15 protein-coding genes are annotated in these 16,654 nt (G+C 66.9%); 5 read left to right on the top strand and 10 right to left on the bottom strand.

Features of this window, described 5'->3' with window-relative positions; genetic code table 11:
• The first annotated feature begins 64 nt into the window (after window positions 1-64).
• Window positions 65-979, top strand: coding sequence for a UDP-3-O-acyl-N-acetylglucosamine deacetylase (gene lpxC, locus ACTHJF_RS09760; RefSeq protein ID WP_431634301.1), 915 nt, complete (start codon window positions 65-67; stop codon window positions 977-979).
• 248 nt (window positions 980-1,227) lie between these two features.
• On the opposite strand, the gene ACTHJF_RS09755 is transcribed toward lpxC, so the two are convergent.
• Window positions 1,228-1,689, bottom strand: coding sequence for a DciA family protein (locus ACTHJF_RS09755; RefSeq protein WP_440266971.1), 462 nt, complete (start codon window positions 1,687-1,689; stop codon window positions 1,228-1,230).
• 28 nt (window positions 1,690-1,717) lie between these two features.
• Between ACTHJF_RS09755 and ACTHJF_RS09750 the strand changes: the two genes are divergently transcribed.
• Together ACTHJF_RS09750 and secA are read left to right on the top strand one after the other, a co-directional pair.
• Complete coding sequence (locus ACTHJF_RS09750) at window positions 1,718-2,647, top strand: peptidoglycan DD-metalloendopeptidase family protein (protein WP_440266938.1); 930 nt, start codon at window positions 1,718-1,720, stop codon at window positions 2,645-2,647.
• Window positions 2,648-2,858: 211 nt separating this feature from the next.
• Window positions 2,859-5,561, top strand: a complete 2,703-nt coding sequence (gene secA, locus ACTHJF_RS09745) for a preprotein translocase subunit SecA (protein WP_440266937.1) — start codon at window positions 2,859-2,861, stop codon at window positions 5,559-5,561.
• 51 nt (window positions 5,562-5,612) lie between these two features.
• Here secA and ACTHJF_RS09740 read toward each other — a convergent pair whose 3' ends face one another.
• The 9 genes from ACTHJF_RS09740 to ACTHJF_RS09700 form a co-directional block, all read right to left on the bottom strand.
• A complete protein-coding gene (locus ACTHJF_RS09740) occupies window positions 5,613-6,464 on the bottom strand; it encodes a symmetrical bis(5'-nucleosyl)-tetraphosphatase (RefSeq protein ID WP_440266936.1) in 852 nt (283 codons plus the stop codon).
• Window positions 6,464-6,847 carry a Co2+/Mg2+ efflux protein ApaG gene (gene apaG, locus ACTHJF_RS09735; RefSeq protein ID WP_431634296.1) on the bottom strand — a complete coding sequence of 128 codons (384 nt, stop codon included), beginning with the start codon at window positions 6,845-6,847 and terminating at the stop codon, window positions 6,464-6,466. Before apaG ends, ACTHJF_RS09740 begins: the two co-directional genes overlap by 1 nt.
• A 55-nt stretch (window positions 6,848-6,902) precedes the next feature.
• The gene (gene rsmA / locus ACTHJF_RS09730) at window positions 6,903-7,703 is read right to left on the bottom strand and encodes a 16S rRNA (adenine(1518)-N(6)/adenine(1519)-N(6))-dimethyltransferase RsmA (protein WP_440266935.1); all 801 of its coding nucleotides are present in this window, start codon (window positions 7,701-7,703) and stop codon (window positions 6,903-6,905) included.
• A 50-nt stretch (window positions 7,704-7,753) separates the two neighbouring features.
• Entirely contained in the window at window positions 7,754-8,752 is a 999-nt protein-coding gene (pdxA, locus tag ACTHJF_RS09725; RefSeq protein WP_440266934.1) for a 4-hydroxythreonine-4-phosphate dehydrogenase PdxA, read from the bottom strand.
• A gap of 5 nt (window positions 8,753-8,757) precedes the next feature.
• Complete coding sequence (locus tag ACTHJF_RS09720) at window positions 8,758-10,107, bottom strand: peptidylprolyl isomerase (RefSeq protein ID WP_440266933.1); 1,350 nt, start codon at window positions 10,105-10,107, stop codon at window positions 8,758-8,760.
• Between the two features lie 39 nt (window positions 10,108-10,146).
• On the bottom strand, window positions 10,147-12,555 hold the full coding sequence (locus ACTHJF_RS09715) for an LPS-assembly protein LptD (RefSeq protein ID WP_440266970.1): 2,409 nt from the start codon (window positions 12,553-12,555) through the stop codon (window positions 10,147-10,149).
• Between the two features lie 117 nt (window positions 12,556-12,672).
• On the bottom strand, window positions 12,673-13,593 hold the full coding sequence (locus tag ACTHJF_RS09710) for a histone deacetylase family protein (protein ID WP_440266932.1): 921 nt from the start codon (window positions 13,591-13,593) through the stop codon (window positions 12,673-12,675).
• Between the two features lie 6 nt (window positions 13,594-13,599).
• A complete protein-coding gene (locus ACTHJF_RS09705) occupies window positions 13,600-14,175 on the bottom strand; it encodes a cob(I)yrinic acid a,c-diamide adenosyltransferase (protein WP_440266931.1) in 576 nt (191 codons plus the stop codon).
• A 7-nt stretch (window positions 14,176-14,182) separates the two neighbouring features.
• Window positions 14,183-14,776 (bottom strand): hypothetical protein, encoded by a 594-nt coding sequence (locus tag ACTHJF_RS09700; RefSeq protein WP_440266930.1) that lies wholly within the window; start codon window positions 14,774-14,776, stop codon window positions 14,183-14,185.
• Window positions 14,777-14,905: 129 nt separating this feature from the next.
• On the opposite strand from ACTHJF_RS09700, the gene ubiH reads away from it, so the two are divergent.
• Entirely contained in the window at window positions 14,906-16,129 is a 1,224-nt protein-coding gene (gene ubiH, locus ACTHJF_RS09695) for a 2-octaprenyl-6-methoxyphenyl hydroxylase (protein ID WP_440266929.1), read from the top strand.
• On the top strand, window positions 16,126-16,654 hold a 529-nt coding region (locus ACTHJF_RS09690), incomplete at its 3' end, for an FAD-dependent oxidoreductase (RefSeq protein ID WP_440266928.1). The genes ubiH and ACTHJF_RS09690, both read left to right, overlap by 4 nt.

Genomic DNA, 16,654 nt, shown 5'->3' with positions numbered 1-16,654 from the left:
AGGTTAAGACTGTGTTAGCATCACCGACCAATCTGGCTGCTGCCGTCCACGGGTACCCTAAAAAATGATCAAGCAGCGTACGCTCAAGAACATCATCCGCGCGACCGGCGTGGGCTTGCACACCGGCGACAAGGTCTACATGACCCTGCGCCCGGCTGCGCCCAATACCGGCATCGTGTTTCGTCGCACCGATCTCAATCCGCCGGTCGACATCCACGCGCGCCCGGACTGCGTGGGCGATACGCGTCTGTCCACCACCCTGGTCAACGGCGACGTTCGCGTCTCGACCGTGGAGCATCTGCTCTCGGCGATGGCTGGTCTGGGCATCGACAACGCCTATGTCGACCTGTCTGCGCCGGAAGTGCCGATCATGGATGGCAGCGCAGGTCCGTTCGTGTTCCTGCTGCAGTCCGCCGGCATCGAAGAGCAGCCGGTGGCCAAGCGCTTCATCCGCATCAAGAAGCCGGTGAAGGTACAGGAAGGCGATAAGTGGGCCAGCTTCGAGCCGTTCGAGGGCTTCAAGGTGGGCTTCTCGATCGAGTTCAACCACCCGATCATCAACAAGCGCACCTCGCGGGCGGAGATCGATTTCTCCACTACCTCGTTCGTCAAGGAAGTGAGCCGCGCGCGCACGTTCGGCTTCATGCGCGACATCGAGATGCTGCGCGAGCACAACCTGGCGCTCGGTGGCTCGATGGACAACGCCGTGGTGCTCGATGACTACCGCGTGCTCAACGAGGACGGTCTCCGCTACGAGGACGAATTCGTCAAGCACAAGATCCTCGATGCGATCGGCGACCTGTACCTGCTCGGCCACAGCCTGGTCGGCGCCTACCACGCGCACAAGTCCGGCCACGAGCTCAACAATAAGCTGTTGCGCACGCTCATCGCCCAGCCCGACGCCTGGGAAGAGGTGGTCTACGAGGACGATCCGGCTACCGCGCCGATCTCCTACGCCCATCCAGCACAGGCGATCTGACCGCCGCGTACGACCGGCAACTCGCACAAATATCACGGCCACGCCTCGCAGCGTGGCCGTTTTGTTTTGTGGCGAAGTTCACGCGGTTGTCCACGATTGCTTCACGTCACGGACACGCGGACTTGTCATGGGTTCATGCCCTCGTGTTATAAACCCAGCCTCGCCGGACGCTTCCGGCGGAAATTGCGGCACCCAGGGCGCCGTTGGGAGGCCGCAGCGGCAGTCGTCTATTGCGGTCGACAGGGGTCTCAATCAGCAGTTTCGGCGAAGGACGCCAGCTCCAGGAACAGTGCCCGCAGTTCGGGGTCTGTGACTGACACTGCAGCCGCCTTGAGATGTATGGCTGCAGCAGGCGAAAGCGGTTTTGACCGATCCGGTTCCGTTGCGGCCGGCGGTTGGGGGGCCACTTTCACGGTGACTGAACTGGCGCAGGTGCCAAGGGCACGTGCGGTGGCGAGAAGCTGCGTCTGCATCAGGCGTAAGCGGGAAGCCCAGGCCGGGGAGGACGCCAGAAAGACGAGGCGGTCGCCGCGCGCGTGTGCGAAACGCACCTGGTCGCGCAGCGATGTCGGCAACGTCTGGCGCAGGGCACGATCCAGCGCATCCAGCTCGGCAGCCTTGGTGGCGAGTCGGGCAAACGCGCCACATTCGGCCAGGGGCTTGAGCCCGTGTCCGGAGCGGCGAGGGATGGGTGGACCGGCGCGCTGCATGGTGCCGACTTCTTCAACGTGGAAAAGCATGCAAATCATACTCGTGTCCCGCACCAAGAAGGTGCCCAAGACCCTCGATCTGGCCTGTCGGCGCATGCGCTGGCGGATCGCAACCCTGGGGCTCGTGGCGGTGGCCGGTTGCATGGCGCTCGGTGCGGCAGTGGCGCTCACGGTGGCCAGTCCGCGGGGTCGGGCGCTTTCCCAGATCAGTGAGCTGCAGCACAAGATCGACGCGCAGGACGCCAAGTTGGGCGCGGTGAAGCAGGATGCGCAGCGCAATCTCGACGCCCTGGCGGTGAAGCTCGGGCAGCTGCAGGCCCAATCCACGCGGCTCAATGCGCTCGGTGAGCGGCTGGCCCAGATGGGCAAGCTCGACGATGGCGAGTTCGACTTCGACCAGGCACCGCCCGTGGGCGGTGTCGAAGACACCAGCGGCGCGGCCTATACGCTGCCGCAGAACCTGGAAAGCAGCATCAGCCAGCTGGCCACACAGTTCGATGGCCAACAGGCCCAGCTCACCGCGCTGCAGAGCCTGCTGATGGATGCGCGCATCGAGTCCAACCTGAAGCCGACCGGCATGCCGGTGCAGGGTTATATCTCCTCCTACTTCGGTGGTCGTCCCGACCCGTTCAGCGGGCACGCCGCGCGGCATACCGGCATCGACATCGCCACCCCGCTGGGTACGCCGGTGCATGCGGTGGCCGAAGGCATGGTCACCTTCGCCGGCATCCGCAGCGGCTATGGCGACGTCATCGAGATCGACCACGGCAACGGTTATATGACGCGCTACGCGCACAACAGCAAGCTGATTGCGCACCCCGGCCAGCGCGTGCGGGTGGGCGACGTCATTGCCGACGCCGGTTCCACCGGCCGCTCCACCGGTTCGCACGTCCATTTCGAGGTTTGGTACAAGGGCCGCGTGGTCAATCCGCTGGCCTACGTCCGCAACCACCGCTGATCCTGCCGGCTTCCGACGGGAAACTCCCGGCTCTTGAAACCGCCGCCTCGCGCCGCCACCCCATCAGCGGTGCGGCGAGTTGGGGCGTCGCGGCGGTTCTCCGCGCCTTTTCATGCGTTTGGGATAGCCGGCGGACCCTAGTATCATCGCGTATTTGGCCCAGCCGGCCGTGTGCTGGCGGGCTTTCCTGTCTCCAGTATCCGGATGATCGATGTTCAATCGTGCCCTGACGAGCCTCTTTGGCAGCCGTAACGACCGCGTACTGCGCCAGCTCTCCAAGTCCGTCGCCCGCATCAATGCGCTGGAATCCGAATACACCGCGCTAAGCGACGACGCCCTGCGTGGCAAGACTGACGAGTTCAAGCAGCGCCTGGCCGCCGGCGAGACGCTCGACCAGCTCCTGCCGGAAGCTTTTGCGACGGTGCGCGAGGCAGCCAAGCGTGTGCTCGGCATGCGCCCGTACGACGTGCAGCTGATCGGCGGCATGGTGCTGCACATGGGCAAGATCGCCGAGATGCGCACCGGCGAGGGCAAGACCCTGGTCGGCACGCTGCCGGTGTACCTCAACGCGCTGGAAGGCAAGGGCGTCCACGTGGTCACGGTGAACGACTACCTGGCCCGCCGCGACTCGGCCCAGATGGGCAAGCTGTACAACTTCCTCGGCCTGAGCGTGGGTGTGGTCTACCCGGGCATGGATCACGCCGACAAGAGCGCGGCGTACGCGGCCGACATCACCTACGGCACCAACAACGAATTCGGCTTCGACTATCTGCGCGACAACATGGCGCTGTCGAAGGACCAGCGCTACCAGCGCGGCCTGAACTACGCGATCGTCGACGAGGTCGACTCGATCCTGATCGACGAGGCGCGCACTCCGCTGATCATTTCCGGTCCCGCCGAGGACTCTCCCGAGCTGTACATCGCGGTCAACAAGATCGTGCCGCGGCTGGTGCGCCAGGAGAAGGAAGACGGCGCCGGTGATTACTGGGTCGACGAGAAGCAGAAGCAGGTGCACCTGTCCGAGGAGGGCATGGCACACGCCGACGAACTGCTGCGTCAGGCCGGCGTGATCGAGGCCGACAGCGGCCTGTACGACTCCAAGAACCTGGCGGTGGTGCACCACCTCAACGCGGCGCTGCGCGCCAATGCGATCTACCAGCGCGACGTCGATTACATCGTGCGCGATGGCGAAGTGATCATCGTCGACGAGTTCACTGGGCGCACCCTCGCCGGTCGTCGCTGGTCCGATGGTCTGCATCAGGCGGTCGAGGCGAAGGAAGGCGTGCCGATCCAGCGCGAGAACCAGACGCTGGCCACGGTGACGTTCCAAAACCTGTTCCGCATGTACGCCAAGCTGGCCGGCATGACCGGTACGGCCGATACCGAGGCGTACGAGTTCCAGCACATCTACGGGCTGGAAGTGGTGGTCATCCCCACCCACAAGCCGATGATCCGCAAGGACAACCCGGACATGGTGTTCCTCGCACAGGCGGCGAAGTACCGCGCGGTGATCGAGGACATCAAGGATTGCCACAAGCGTGGCCAGCCGGTGCTGGTCGGTACCACCTCGATCGAGGTGTCCGAGCTGCTGTCGGGTCTGCTGCAGAAAGAGAAGATCCCGCACGAAGTGCTCAACGCCAAGCAGCACGAGCGCGAAGCGCACATCGTGGCCCAGGCCGGCGCGCCGGGCTCGGTGACGATCGCCACCAACATGGCCGGACGCGGCACTGACATCGTGCTGGGCGGTAGCCTGGAAGCGGCGCTCGCCGCGCTGCCTGCCGAGGCCAGCGAGGTGGATCGCCAGCGCGTGAAGAGCGATTGGCAAAAGCGCCACGACCAGGTGCTGTCCTCCGGCGGCCTGCACATCATCGGCACCGAGCGTCACGAATCGCGTCGTATCGACAACCAGCTGCGCGGCCGCTCCGGCCGCCAGGGCGATCCGGGTTCCTCGCGTTTCTACCTGTCGCTGGAAGACAACCTGCTGCGCATCTTCGCCGGTGACTGGGTCGGCCGCTGGATGCGCATGTTCGGCATGAAGGAAGACGACGCGCTGGAAGACCGCATGGTCAGCCGGCAGATCGAGAAGGCGCAGCGCAAGGTCGAGCAACACAACTTCGACATCCGCAAGCACCTGCTCGAGTTCGACGACGTCGCCAACGACCAGCGCAAGGTGATCTACAAGCAGCGCGACGAGCTGCTGGAGGGCGAGGACGTCTCGGCCACCATCGCCGACATCCGCGAGGACGTGATCGAGCAGATGGTGCGTGCGCACGTGCCGGTCGACAGCATCGACGAGCAGTGGGACATCGCCGGTCTCGATCGCCAGCTGGAGAGCGAGTTCGGCCTGCATGCGCAGCTCAAGCCGTGGGTGGAGCTGCAGCACGAGCTGGATGCCGACGCGATCCTCGAGCACGTGCGTGGCATGGTCGACGAGCTGTTCCGCGCCAAGGAGGCGCAGATCGGCGCCGAGACCATGCGCCAGCTCGAGAAGCACATCATGCTCACCGTGGTCGACAACGCCTGGAAGGAGCATCTGGCGAGCATGGATTACATGCGCCAGGGCATCTACCTGCGCGGCTACGCCCAGCAGGATCCCAAGCAGGCGTTCAAGCGCGAATCGTTCGAGCTGTTCTCCAACATGCTCGACCGCATCAAGGGCGAGATCGTGCAGATGCTGGCGCGTATCCGCGTGCGCAGCGAGGAAGAGGTCGCCGCGATGGAGGCCGAGCAGCAGCGCATGGCCGAGCGCCTGCAGCGCCAGATGCTGGCAAGCGGCGGCGGTGCTCCGGTCAGCGCGGGCGATCAGGCCCACCCGCAGGCCGCCGCATCCGAAGGTCCCAAGGCTGGCCGCAACGATCCGTGCCCGTGTGGCTCCGGCAAGAAGTACAAGCACTGCCACGGCCAGCTGAGCTGATCGGAGCAGCTCGCGCGCCAAGAAAAACGGGAGGCGAGGCCTCCCGTTTTTTTAGTCTTCGCCGCCGGGTGGGCGCTTGCGGTGCGGTTCGGCGTTTACCGTGACATACGTCGGCTCTTCCACGTCAAGCCGTAGCGCGGTGAGCTGACCGCCCCACACGCAGCCGGTGTCGATGGCATAGATGCCCAGCCCGGCAAAGCGCCCGAGTGCCGACCAGTGGCCGCAGACAACGCGCGTCTCGCGACGGCGCATGCCTGGCACCTCGAACCACGGGTACATGCCCGGCTTCTGCGTGCCCGGAATGCCCTTGCCCTCGAAGTCGATGCGGCCCTGGACGTCGCAATAGCGCATGCGCGTAAACGTGTTGATCGAGGCGCGCAGGCGTTCCACGCCTTGCAACCGGCTGGACCAGGCGGCCGGCCGATTGCCGAACAGGTTCTTGAGCAGTCGGGGATGCCGGGGGCTGGAAAGCTCGCGTTCGATCTCCTGAGCCGAACGCTGCGCCTGGCGCAGCGTCCACATCGGCGCCAGCCCGGCATGCACCATGGTCCAGCCGAGCTGCTCGTCATGGTGCAGCAGTTTTTGCGAGCGCAGCCACTCGAACAGTACCGGGGCATCTTCGGCAAACAGCACTTCGCGCAATTCGGGGTTCACCCGCGCCTGCGCATCCGGCCGGCGCAGGGCGATCGCCAGCAGGCTGAGGTCGTGGTTGCCCAGCGTGACGACGCAGGACTCGCGCAGGCCGTGGATCAGTCGCAACGTCTCCAGCGACTGCCCGCCGCGGTTGACCAGGTCGCCGCAGAACCACAGCCGGTCGCGCGACGGGTCGAAGCGTAGCTTGTCGAGCAGCCGCTGCAGCTCGGGGAAGCAGCCCTGCACGTCGCCGATTGCGTAGGTCGCCATCAGTGCAGCGTGCGCGGGATCGAGAGCGTGAAGGTCGGGATCGGCGCGTCGAATTCGGTGCCATCGTCGGCGAGCATCTGGTAGCTGCCAACCATCGTGCCCACCGCGGTCTCCAGCACGGCGCCGGAGGTGTACTCGTAGTCGTCGCCCGGGCGAATCCACGGCTGCTCGCCGACGACGCCGTCGCCGCGCACCTCGTCCACCTTGCCGTTGGCATCGGTGATCACCCAGTGGCGGGTGATCAGTCGTGCCGGCACCTGTCCCGCATTGCGTAGCGTGACGGTGTAGGCGAAGACGTAGCGATTGTCGTCGGGCTTGGATTGGTCGGGAATAAAGCGGGTCTGGACCCGTACATCGATGGTGTAGGGGGATTTCGCATTCATGGGCGCGATTGTACGGCCTGCCGATGCGATCCGGTCAGGCCGCAGCAGGTGCGCTTCAGCTGGCCGCCTGTTCGTCGTCGGCGAGTTTGGCGAGCCGCACGAAATCCAGCGGCGCCAGGGTTTCTGCGCGCGCGCCCGGATCCACGCCGGCGCGGCGGATTGCATCGGCACCCATGAGCTGTTTCAGCCCGTTGGCGAGCGTCTTGCGACGCTGGGCAAAGGCGGCCTTGACGATCGCATGCACGCGCGACGGCTCGGCGTCGTGCCGTTCGCTGGGCGCCAGCGGTACCAGTCGCACCACCGACGAATCCACCTTGGGCGGCGGCCGGAACGCGCCCGGCGGGACGTCGAACAGCGGCACCACGCGGCAGGCCAGCTGCAGCATCACCGAGAGCCTGCCGTAGACCTTGCTGCCGGGCTCGGCTGCCATGCGGTCGACGACTTCCTTCTGCAGCATGAAGTGCATGTCCTCGATGGCGGCAGCATGCTCGACGCAGTGGAACAGGATCGGGCTGGAGATGTAATACGGCAGGTTGCCGGCGATACGCAGACGGGGCGCGCCGAGCTGCTGCGCGAGCGCAGTGAAATCCACCGTCAGCACGTCGGCCTGGATGATCGTCAGCGTTCCCACTGCCGCGGCGCGCTCGCGCAGTGCAGGGATCAGGTCGGTGTCCAGTTCGATCGCCGTGAGGCGGCCAGCGGCAGCCAGCAGGGGCAGGGTGAGTGCGCCTTCGCCCGGTCCGATCTCCACCACGGTGTCGCCGTCGCGCGGTGCGATGGCGCTGACGATGCGATCGATGTAGCGCTTCTCGTGCAGGAAGTGCTGGCCGAAGCTTTTCTTGGGACGGGCGTTCATGGGCAACTCGGAAAGGGTGATACGCCGACGCGGCCGGCGAGTCGGCGCGATCAGACGGCGTGGCGGCTGCGCAGCACCAGGTCCAGCGCCATGCGCGCGGCGGCGATCAGGCTGGACGGGTCGGCTCGGCCCGTCCCAGCCAGATCCAGTGCAGTGCCGTGATCGACCGAGGTGCGGATGAAGGGCAGGCCGAGCGTCAGGTTGACGGTGCGGTCGAACGCCTCGCTCTTGAGCACGGGCAGCGCCTGGTCGTGATACATCGCCAGCACCGCGTCGTAACGCGCACGCATCGTCGGAACGAACGCGGTGTCGGCAGGTAGCGGACCGAGCAGCTCCATGCCTTCCTCGCGCAATGCGTCCAGCGCGGGAATGAGGGTGTCGATCTCCTCGCGCCCCAAGTGGCCGGCTTCACCCGCGTGCGGGTTCAGGCCTAGCACGGCGATGCGGGGTGCCTCGATGCCGAATTTTCGCTGCAGTTCCACATGGACGGTGCGCAGCACCTGTTGCAGGCGCGCACTGGTGACCGCCGTCGGCACGGCGGATAGCGGCAGATGGGTTGTAGCCAGTGCCACGCGAAGCTCGGGGCTGGCGAGCATCATGACGACGTCTGCATCGGCGCGTTCGGCGAAAAACTCGGTGTGGCCGCTGAAGGCGATGCCAGCGTCGTTGATCGACGACTTCTGCAGTGGCGCGGTAACGACCGCGTCGTAGCGGCCAGCTAGGCAGCCATCGGCCGCCTCGGCCAGCGTGGCCAGCACGTAGCGAGCATTGGCCGGATCCGGCTTGCCCGGTTGCTCCGGTGCCGCCATCGGCACGTGGTGCACGCGCAACTGCACGGCGGTGGTGAGCGCCGGAGCCGGGCCGGCATCGTCCACCAGCTGGATGTCCAGCCCGCAGCGGGCAGCAGCGCGCTCGATCAGGCCGCGATCGGCGATCGCCACCAGCTCGGCGTCAAACGGGATCGCCGCCAGCCGGACCAGCAACTCCGGACCGATGCCGGCCGGTTCGCCGGCAGTCAGCGCCAGCCGCGGGCGCGGACGCGAGTCCATGCGCCTCAGGCGTTGCCGTTGGTGGGGTCCTGCAGCTCCGGCACCATCACCTTGATGTAGGCATTGGCCTTGAGCTGGCGCAGGAAGTCGTCGTAGGCCTGCTCCGCCTTGCGATTGCCGATGGCCTGGCGTGCCTGGTTGCGGGCGATTTCGTCGGTGCGATCTGCCTGGCGCGTACCGAGCAGTTGCAGGATGTGCCAGCCCGCTTCGCTCTGGAATGGCTGGGACACCTGGTTCGGCTTCAGCGCGGCCAGCTGCTGGGCGATCGTGCCACCCCAGGCCTGCTGCGCGAACCAGCCCATGTCGCCGCCGGCGTTGGCGGTGGTGTCGTCCTTGGAGTTCTCCTTCGCCAGCTTGGCGAAGTCCTCGTGCTTGTTGACGATGCGGTCGTACAGTTCCTGCGCCTTCTGCCTGGCCTGATCCGCCGTCATCAACTCGCTGGGGCTGATCAGGATCTGGCGGGCGTGGTACTCGGTAATCATCTGGCGCTCGGGCTGGCGCTGGCCAACGAGCTTGAGAATGGTGAAGCCGGTCGGTCCGCGCAGGGCCGGGGTGACGTCCCCGGGCTTCATGGCCGCGATAGTGTCGGTAAAGGCCGGCGGCACCTCGTCGATGCGCCGCCAGCCCAGATCACCGCCGTCCAGAGCGTCCTGCGCATCGGAATAGCGGATCGCCGCGGCGTTGAAATCCATGCCGCCCTGGATCGCCTTGATGGCTTCGCTGGCCTTTGCCTGCGAAGCCTGGATATCGGACGGGGAAGCGCCGGCGGGGATGGTGATCTGGATGTGCGCAAGGTGGACTTCGCCTGCCTTGTAGCTGGGGCTGTTGAGCAGGTTGTTGATCTCGCTGTCGGTGATCTGCACCGAATCGCGCACGACGCTGTCGTGCAGTCGCTGCGCGACCAGCTGTTCGGACAATTGCTGCCGGAAGGCGGCAAAGCTGGCGCCGCTCTGTTCCACGGCAGCGCGCAGCTGGTCGGACGTCATGCGGTTCTGCTGCGCGACCCCTGCCACTGCCTGGTCGACATCGGCGTCGGAGACCCGGATGCCCTGCTCGTCTGCCTTGTTGACCTGCAGGCGCATCAGGATGAGACGGTCCAGCACCTGGCGCTGCAACACGTTCAGTGGCGGCAGCTGACCTGGGTTGTTCGCGTATTGCTGCTGCACAGCGCGCACCGCATCGTCGAGTTCGCTTTGCAGGATCACCCCGTCATCGACCACGGCGACGATGCGATCCAGCGACTGGTCGGCGCCGGTCGACGTGCCCGCAGTTGCCTGTGGCAGCAGCTGGGCATGGGCAGGAGCGACGGTCGCGGTGGCGATCGCGAGCAGGAACAGCGCGAGAGGTTGCTTCATCAGAACGGAGCCTTCGATCGCCCTCGGGCGATGGACAAATTATTGATATCCCAGAATACCACGCCGCAAAAGGTCCTCGGCCTGGCCGTTGAACGCACCCAGTCCCTTGAACTGCAGCTCGAACATGATGGCGTTGTTGCTATCGGGACGGCTGGACACGACGCTGTACTGATTGACGTAGTGCCGACCGACCAGGCTGACGATCACGCAGCAACTCTCGTACTGCAGCCCGGCCAGTGCCTCGACCGTGCGGCGATCCTTCACCGAGTACGTCCAACGCGCGAGCAGGCGCCAGCGTTCGGAGACCGGATAGACCGTGGAGGCGTCGTATTGTTCCAGCAGCGTGTTGGTGCTTCCCGGGACCCGTCGAAAGCGGTACGAGAAGTTCAGCACGCCGTTGTCACGAATGCGCCGTTGCAGTCCGAACGCCCCCAGGTCCGTCTTGCGGGTGTTCGGACTCCATTGGTAGGACGAGTTGGCCTGCCACTGGTCATTAAGCTGGACACTCGCCTGCGCCACGTAGTCCGAGCCGGTCCAGTCCGTGACCGGTTGGCCCGGGAGCTTCACGCGCTGCGGGTTGAAATAGCGGATCTGCCCAAGGCTGGCCGAGAAGCGCTCCACGCCGTTGTCGTCCAGCAGCCGCGTGGTGATGGCACCGGTAAGGTTGTTCGCGTTCATCTGGCGATCGGCGCCCGAGAACTGGTTTGGTGCGAAGAGCTGCCAGTAATCGAAGCTCAGCAGTCCCGTATCGAACAGCGGCAGGTTGTCCTGATTGCGATACGGCACGTACAGGTAGTACAGACGCGGCTCGAGTGTCTGGGTGTAGCTGGTGCCGAACAGCGAGGCGGTGCGATCGAAGATCAGGCCCGTGTCGAGGCTGGCGATCGGCAGCGCGCGGCTGGGATCGCGTTCGGTGAAGGGCGATGCCTGGTTGGCACCGAGGCGGCCACCGTAGCCGTAGAGCGAGTAGTAATCGTCCAACTGATAGGCGGTGTAGCGGTAGGCCAGCTTGGGCCGCACGAACCAAGCTGCGCCCTGCCAGTCGGCGGCCAGGTAAGGGTAGAGATCGGCGCGCTTGCCCTCGACGAAGCCGTCCTTGCGGAAGGATACGGCCTCGTTGTCCATGCCGAACTCCAGCCAGTTGGCCAGCGGCACGTCGAGGTTGAAGGTCGCGCGCGGCCAGCGCTTGTACTGCAGGTTGCGGTCGCTGAGGAATGGATCGGTGTTCTGGTAGCTGTCCACGCCCAGCGACGCGCTCCACCAGTTACCTGCACCGCGCACGTAAGCGTTGGAGGCGATAAAGCTGGTCGCAGTGGTGTAGAGATTGTTACTAAAGTCGCGCAGGTAGTTCTTGTCCGAGACGCGGTTGACGTTGGTGGCGAAGTTCCATCCCGGCCACAGCGCTGTGCTGTCCGCGAATCGGTACAGATAGCGCCGACGGCCCTGCGTGGTCAGCCCGGAGTTGGCCAGGTTCTCGCCATGGTCCTTGTTGAGGTACTCGAAGTCGAACTGGCCGCGGGTGCCGGGCAACAGGTAGCGGAACTGACCCGCGAGCATGGCGCCACGGCTGGAGTACAGGCGCGGCTCCAGCGTGGCGTCGTAGTTCGGTGCTAGGTTGAGGTAGTAGGGCACGCTCGCCATGAAGCCTGAGTGGCTGGAGCTGCCGAACGTCGGCGCCAGAAACCCGCTCTTGCGACGATCGTCGATGGGAAAGCTCAGGTACGGCAGGTACAGGAACGGTATGTTGGCGAAGCGCATCGTGGCGCTGTGCGCCACGCCCACGCCCGCATCCCGGTCCATCGTCAGCCGATTAGCGCGAATCTCCCATAGGCGATGGCCGACATCGCAGGTGGAGTAAGTGACGTCCCGGTAGTTGCTGTGCTGGGCATCGATCAGTGTGGCTTGCTTCGCCACGCCGTTGCCGCGCGCCTCCAGCAACTGGTAGGTGACATTGTCGGCAACGCTGTGTTTTGCCTCGTTGTTGCCTTTGACATGGTCTGCGGAGAACAGCTGCCCAGCGTCCTGATAGCGCACGTTGCCACGCGCATCGTAGTCGGTCGTCTGGTCGTTATAGTCGACCCGATCGGCGCGCAGCAGCTGGTCGGCGCGCTGCATGCGTACCGCGCCGGTAAGCTTGTAGAGCGACTGGTTGGAGCTGTCCACGCGCTCGGCGTGGACATCGGTGTCGGCCTCGTCGCGCAGCGCGCTGTCGCGTGGCAGCGTGGGATCGTAAAAATCCAGCAACGCGTTCGGTCGGCACATGGCGTAGCTGATTGGCCGAGGCGGGCAGTGGAACGAGCCGAGTTTGCAGGTGGCGGCTGGATGCGCAGCGACGCCGGTAGGCTGGGCTTCCGTGGTGGCAGCGTCCACCCCCAGGGGGGCGCCGGCCAGGGCGAGGGCGGCGGCAACCGCCAGCAGGCGGCGCGGGGGCAACGGGCGCGGCGTCATCGTCACGATGGCAGTCTGTCGGCGGAAAGGGCTCGTTAAGCTAGCAGAAACGCCGCGCGGCCGGCAGGCGGACGAGGAGGCTTGCCGTGGCGAGGGTTCAGCCGATGGCGCCGTTGGTCAGTCGAGCAGGGCTTCGACGTGAGCAGCGGCGCTGCCGGCCAGCGCGCGCAGGTCGTAACCACCCTCAAGGCTGGATACCAGCCTTCCCCCGGCGTGGACGCGGGCCAGTTCCACCAGTTGCTGGGTGATCCACGCATAGTCTTCGGTGCCCAGGTGCAGATCGGCCAAGGGGTCGTCGCGATGCGCGTCGAAGCCGGCCGACACCAGCACCAGTTGCGGCTTGAACGCGTGCATGCGCGGCAATAGTTCGTTGTGCCAGGTCTCGCGAAATTCCATCGAGCCGGCCCCGGCGGGCAGCGGCGCGTTGACGATGTTGCCCACGCCGCGCTCGTGCGCGAAGCCGGTTTCCGGATACAGCGGCGACTGATGACTGGAGACGAACAGCACCCGCGGCTCGCTGGCGAAGATGTCCTGCGTGCCGTTGCCGTGATGCACGTCGAAATCGGCGATCGCGATGCGCTTGAGCCCATGCGCGGTCAGCGCGTGGGCCGCTGCCACCGCGATCGAGTTGAACAGGCAGAAGCCCATCGCTTCGCCCGGCGTGGCGTGGTGACCAGGCGGACGTACGGCGCAGAACGCGCGGGCCGTCTGACCGGCGAGGACGGCGTCCACCGCGGCGCAGGTGGCGCCGGCGGCGCGAAGTCCGGCCTCGTCGGACCCGGGGGACATCCAGGTATCCGGATCGAGTTGCACACGGCCCTCGGCCGGTGCGCTGCCGAGCACACGATCTACATGGGTGGCACCGTGCACGCGCAGCAGTTGTTCACGCGTGGCCCGCGGCGCCTCTACCCGGTCGACGGCGGCAAAGCGGTCGGCGTCCAGTGCCTGCAGCACGGCCTTCAGGCGCAGCGACGATTCGGCATGGCCGGGGCCCGGGTCGTGCCGCAGGCAACTCTCGTGCGTGTAGAGGCGCAGCACGGAGGGTCAGTCGGCCGACGGTTCAGGCTTGCGGCGGCGCTCGTGTTGCCACAGCACCTCGCCATGTCCGCTCGCGCGGGCCAGTACGCGGCACAGCACGAACAGCAGGTCGGACAGGCGGTTGAGGTAGCGCGACGCCTGCGGGCGCAGCTTTTCCTCGCGCCCCAGCGCCACTACCTCGCGCTCCGCACGGCGGCAGACGGTACGTGCAAGGTGGCAGGTGGCTGCGGCCATGCCGCCCCCAGGGAGGATGAAATCTTTCAGTGGCGGCAACGGCTCGTTGAAGCGATCCAGCACCTGTTCGAGGCGGGTGATGTCGCTTTCCTCGATCATCGCCATGCCCGGAATGCACAGCTCGCCACCCAGGTCGAAAAGCTCATGCTGCACCTGGGTCAGCGTCTCGCGGACGTCGGGCGGCACGCCTTCGCAGGCAAGCACCATGCCGATCGTGCAGTTGAGTTCGTCGACCGTGCCGTAGGCGTCGACTCGCGCCGAGTCCTTCGGTACGCGCGAGCCATCGCCCAGGCCGGTGCTGCCGTCGTCGCCAGTGCGCGTGTAGATCTTCGAAAGGCGATTGCCCATGGCGGCCTCAGCCGACGAACTTGGTCCGCGAGCCGTCAGCGGTGCGGGCGAGCAAGCTCACCAGCACGTGGAACACGGCGCCGATCGCCACGTACAGCGCGGTCGTGCCGAGGAACGGCAGGTACCAGTCGCCCAGGTTCACCAACCAGCCGTCGAGACTGCGCGCGGCGGCGGTGGTCGGCGACAGCCAATAGAAGCTCGCGTTGGAGAGCGCGTAGCAGACGGCCTCGCTGATCAGCATCGCCAGCGCGGCGAGGCCGAGCGTGGAGGCGCGCAGGCCGGCCTGGTGGCGAGCCAGCCAACTGCCGCCCAGCCACAGCGCGAAGTACGACGGCACCAGGAACCAGTAGCCCGGCGAGACGCAGTAGTGGCTCCAGAAGCTCAGCCCCTGGCTGGTGATGGCGAAGAAATCGACCAGCACCGCCTCGGCCATCAGCAGCGGGAACGCCCAGCGCGCCGAGCCGCGCAGCCAGAAGCCCGCCAGGAAGAACACGCCCCAGGACGCATCCGGGATCGCATCGAAGTGGTGCAGGCGCGTAGCGGCCATCACCAGGGCGAGAACGCTGAAGATGCCGAGGCGCTGGGACTGCGTCATGGCCATGTGGGGCTCCATAGGAAAACGGCGGAAATCGATCCTCTAGTCTAGTCGGGCGCCTGGCGCTTGGCGACCCGCAGGCCCGCGGCACCCGGCCGCTGCGGGAACCGGCCGGTGGGCGCGTATCATCGGCGGATGAACCCGATCGACCCTGCCGCCCCGGGCGGCGTCCTCATCGTCGGTGGCGGCCTGGTCGGCGCCAGCCTGGCGATCGCACTCGATGCGGCCGGCGTGCCGGCCACCCTTGTGGACGCGGCGCCACCGCGCCGCGCCGCCGCGGCGAGCTATGACGAACGCAACCTGGCGCTGGCCCGCGCCACCGTGAACGGCCTGCGCGCGCTGGGCGTGTGGCCGCATGCCGCGGCGCGCGCCACGCCGATCACCCGCATCCATGTCAGCCGCGCCGGCGAATTCGGCAGCGCCCGGCTGGATGCTGCGCGCCACCATGTCGATGCGCTGGGCTGGACGCTGCCGGCGCGCGAGCTGGGCGAGGCGCTGGAGCGGCGACTGGAAGCATGCACCGGGCTGACCCGACTGGCGCCGGCGCAGTTGCAGGCGCTCGATCGCGTCGAGGGCAGCTGGCGCGCCACGATCCGTGTCGGCGACGCCACCCGCACGCTGGACGCTGCCCTGGTGGTGGGCGCCGACGGCACCGAATCGTTCGTGCGCGAGCGGCTGGGCATCGCCGTCGAGCGCCATGACTACGACCAGAGCCTGTTCGTCTGCACGATCACGCCCGAGCGCGATCCGGCCGGACGCGCGTTCGAGCGTTTCAGCGACGAAGGCCCGATCGCCGTTCTGCCGCTGGCCGAGCGCCGTGCCGGGCTGGTGCTCACCGTGCCATCCGCGCAGGCCGAAGCGGTGGCCGCGATGGATGACACCGCCTACGCGGCGCTCGCGCAGCGGCGCTTCGGCGGCAAGCTCGGCCGGCTGTCCCGGCCGGGGCGCCGACAACCCTGGGCGATTCGTCGCGTGGCAGCCACGCGGCTGGTCGGTCCACGGGCGGTACTGGTCGGCAATGCGGCGCAGACCGTGCACCCGATCGGCGCGCAGGGCTTCAACCTTGGCCTGCGCGACGCGCTGACCCTCGCCGAGCTCGTGGCCGGGGCGCCCGATCCTGGCGCGGCGGCGCTACTGGACACCTATGCGGCGCGGCGCGCGCCCGATCGCGAGGGCACGATGATCATGAGCCACGGACTGGTGCAGCTGGCCTGCCTGCCGCAGCCCCTGCTGGCGCCGTTCCGGTCGCTGGCGCTGCTGGCCTACGACCGCGTGCCGCCACTGCAGCAAATGCTGGCGCGGCGCGGCATGGGTTTTCGCGGGGAGCCGCCGCGCGCCGTACTGGAGCCGCTGCCATGAGCCGTCTACCCGGTAGGCGAGACGCCGCCGCCCGCCGGCGTGGGCCCGAGCTCGATGTCGCCATCGTCGGTGGCGGCATGGTCGGCGCCGCGGCCGCGCTGGCGCTGGCGCGCGCGGGCTTTGCCGCCGCGTTGATCGAGGCGCGCGCGCCGGCACCCTGGCGGATCGAGGACGAAGTCGATCTGCGCGTGGTCGGCCTGGCGCCCTCGGCGATCGGCCTGCTGGACGAGCTGGGCGTCTGGACGTCCATTCGTCAGGCCCGTGTCGGGCCCTACGCGCACATGCACGTGTGGGACGCCGGCAGCGGCGCGGCCATCGACTTCGACGCCGCTGCCAGTGGACAGGCCGAACTCGGCTGCATCGTCGAGAACAACCTGGTGCAGTCGATGCTGTGGCGGGCACTGGAGGCGGCTGGCGTCGAGCGCCGGTGCCCGGCCGAGGTGTCGGGCTTCGAGGTGCGCGAAGACCGCATCACCCTCGATCTTCACCCCGGTAGGAGCCCGCTCGCGGGCGATGCTCCTGGCT

This window comes from Dyella sp. (assembly GCF_051962475.1).
Classification (GTDB): Bacteria; Pseudomonadota; Gammaproteobacteria; order Xanthomonadales; family Rhodanobacteraceae; genus Dyella_A.
The sequence above is the reverse complement of the archived record's forward strand: the minus strand, read 5'-3'. Positions and strand labels throughout refer to the sequence as shown.

What these genes read in the sequence shown, in the direction of transcription:
- ACTHJF_RS09740 (WP_440266936.1), bottom strand. Translation starts at nt 6,464, where the DNA reads ATGGCGACCTACGCAATCGGCGACGTGCAGGGCTGCTTCCCCGAGCTG.
- apaG (WP_431634296.1), bottom strand. Translation starts at nt 6,847, where the DNA reads ATGAATGCGAAATCCCCCTACACCATCGATGTACGGGTCCAGACCCGC.
- lpxC (WP_431634301.1), top strand. Translation starts at nt 65, where the DNA reads ATGATCAAGCAGCGTACGCTCAAGAACATCATCCGCGCGACCGGCGTG.
- ACTHJF_RS09705 (WP_440266931.1), bottom strand. Translation starts at nt 14,175, where the DNA reads ATGGGCAATCGCCTTTCGAAGATCTACACGCGCACTGGCGACGACGGC.
- ACTHJF_RS09720 (WP_440266933.1), bottom strand. Translation starts at nt 10,107, where the DNA reads ATGAAGCAACCTCTCGCGCTGTTCCTGCTCGCGATCGCCACCGCGACC.
- rsmA (WP_440266935.1), bottom strand. Translation starts at nt 7,703, where the DNA reads ATGAACGCCCGTCCCAAGAAAAGCTTCGGCCAGCACTTCCTGCACGAG.
- secA (WP_440266937.1), top strand. Translation starts at nt 2,859, where the DNA reads ATGTTCAATCGTGCCCTGACGAGCCTCTTTGGCAGCCGTAACGACCGC.
- ACTHJF_RS09700 (WP_440266930.1), bottom strand. Translation starts at nt 14,776, where the DNA reads ATGGCCATGACGCAGTCCCAGCGCCTCGGCATCTTCAGCGTTCTCGCC.
- ACTHJF_RS09715 (WP_440266970.1), bottom strand. Translation starts at nt 12,555, where the DNA reads ATGACGCCGCGCCCGTTGCCCCCGCGCCGCCTGCTGGCGGTTGCCGCC.
- ACTHJF_RS09750 (WP_440266938.1), top strand. Translation starts at nt 1,718, where the DNA reads ATGCAAATCATACTCGTGTCCCGCACCAAGAAGGTGCCCAAGACCCTC.
- ACTHJF_RS09755 (WP_440266971.1), bottom strand. Translation starts at nt 1,689, where the DNA reads ATGCAGCGCGCCGGTCCACCCATCCCTCGCCGCTCCGGACACGGGCTC.
- ubiH (WP_440266929.1), top strand. Translation starts at nt 14,906, where the DNA reads ATGAACCCGATCGACCCTGCCGCCCCGGGCGGCGTCCTCATCGTCGGT.
- pdxA (WP_440266934.1), bottom strand. Translation starts at nt 8,752, where the DNA reads ATGGACTCGCGTCCGCGCCCGCGGCTGGCGCTGACTGCCGGCGAACCG.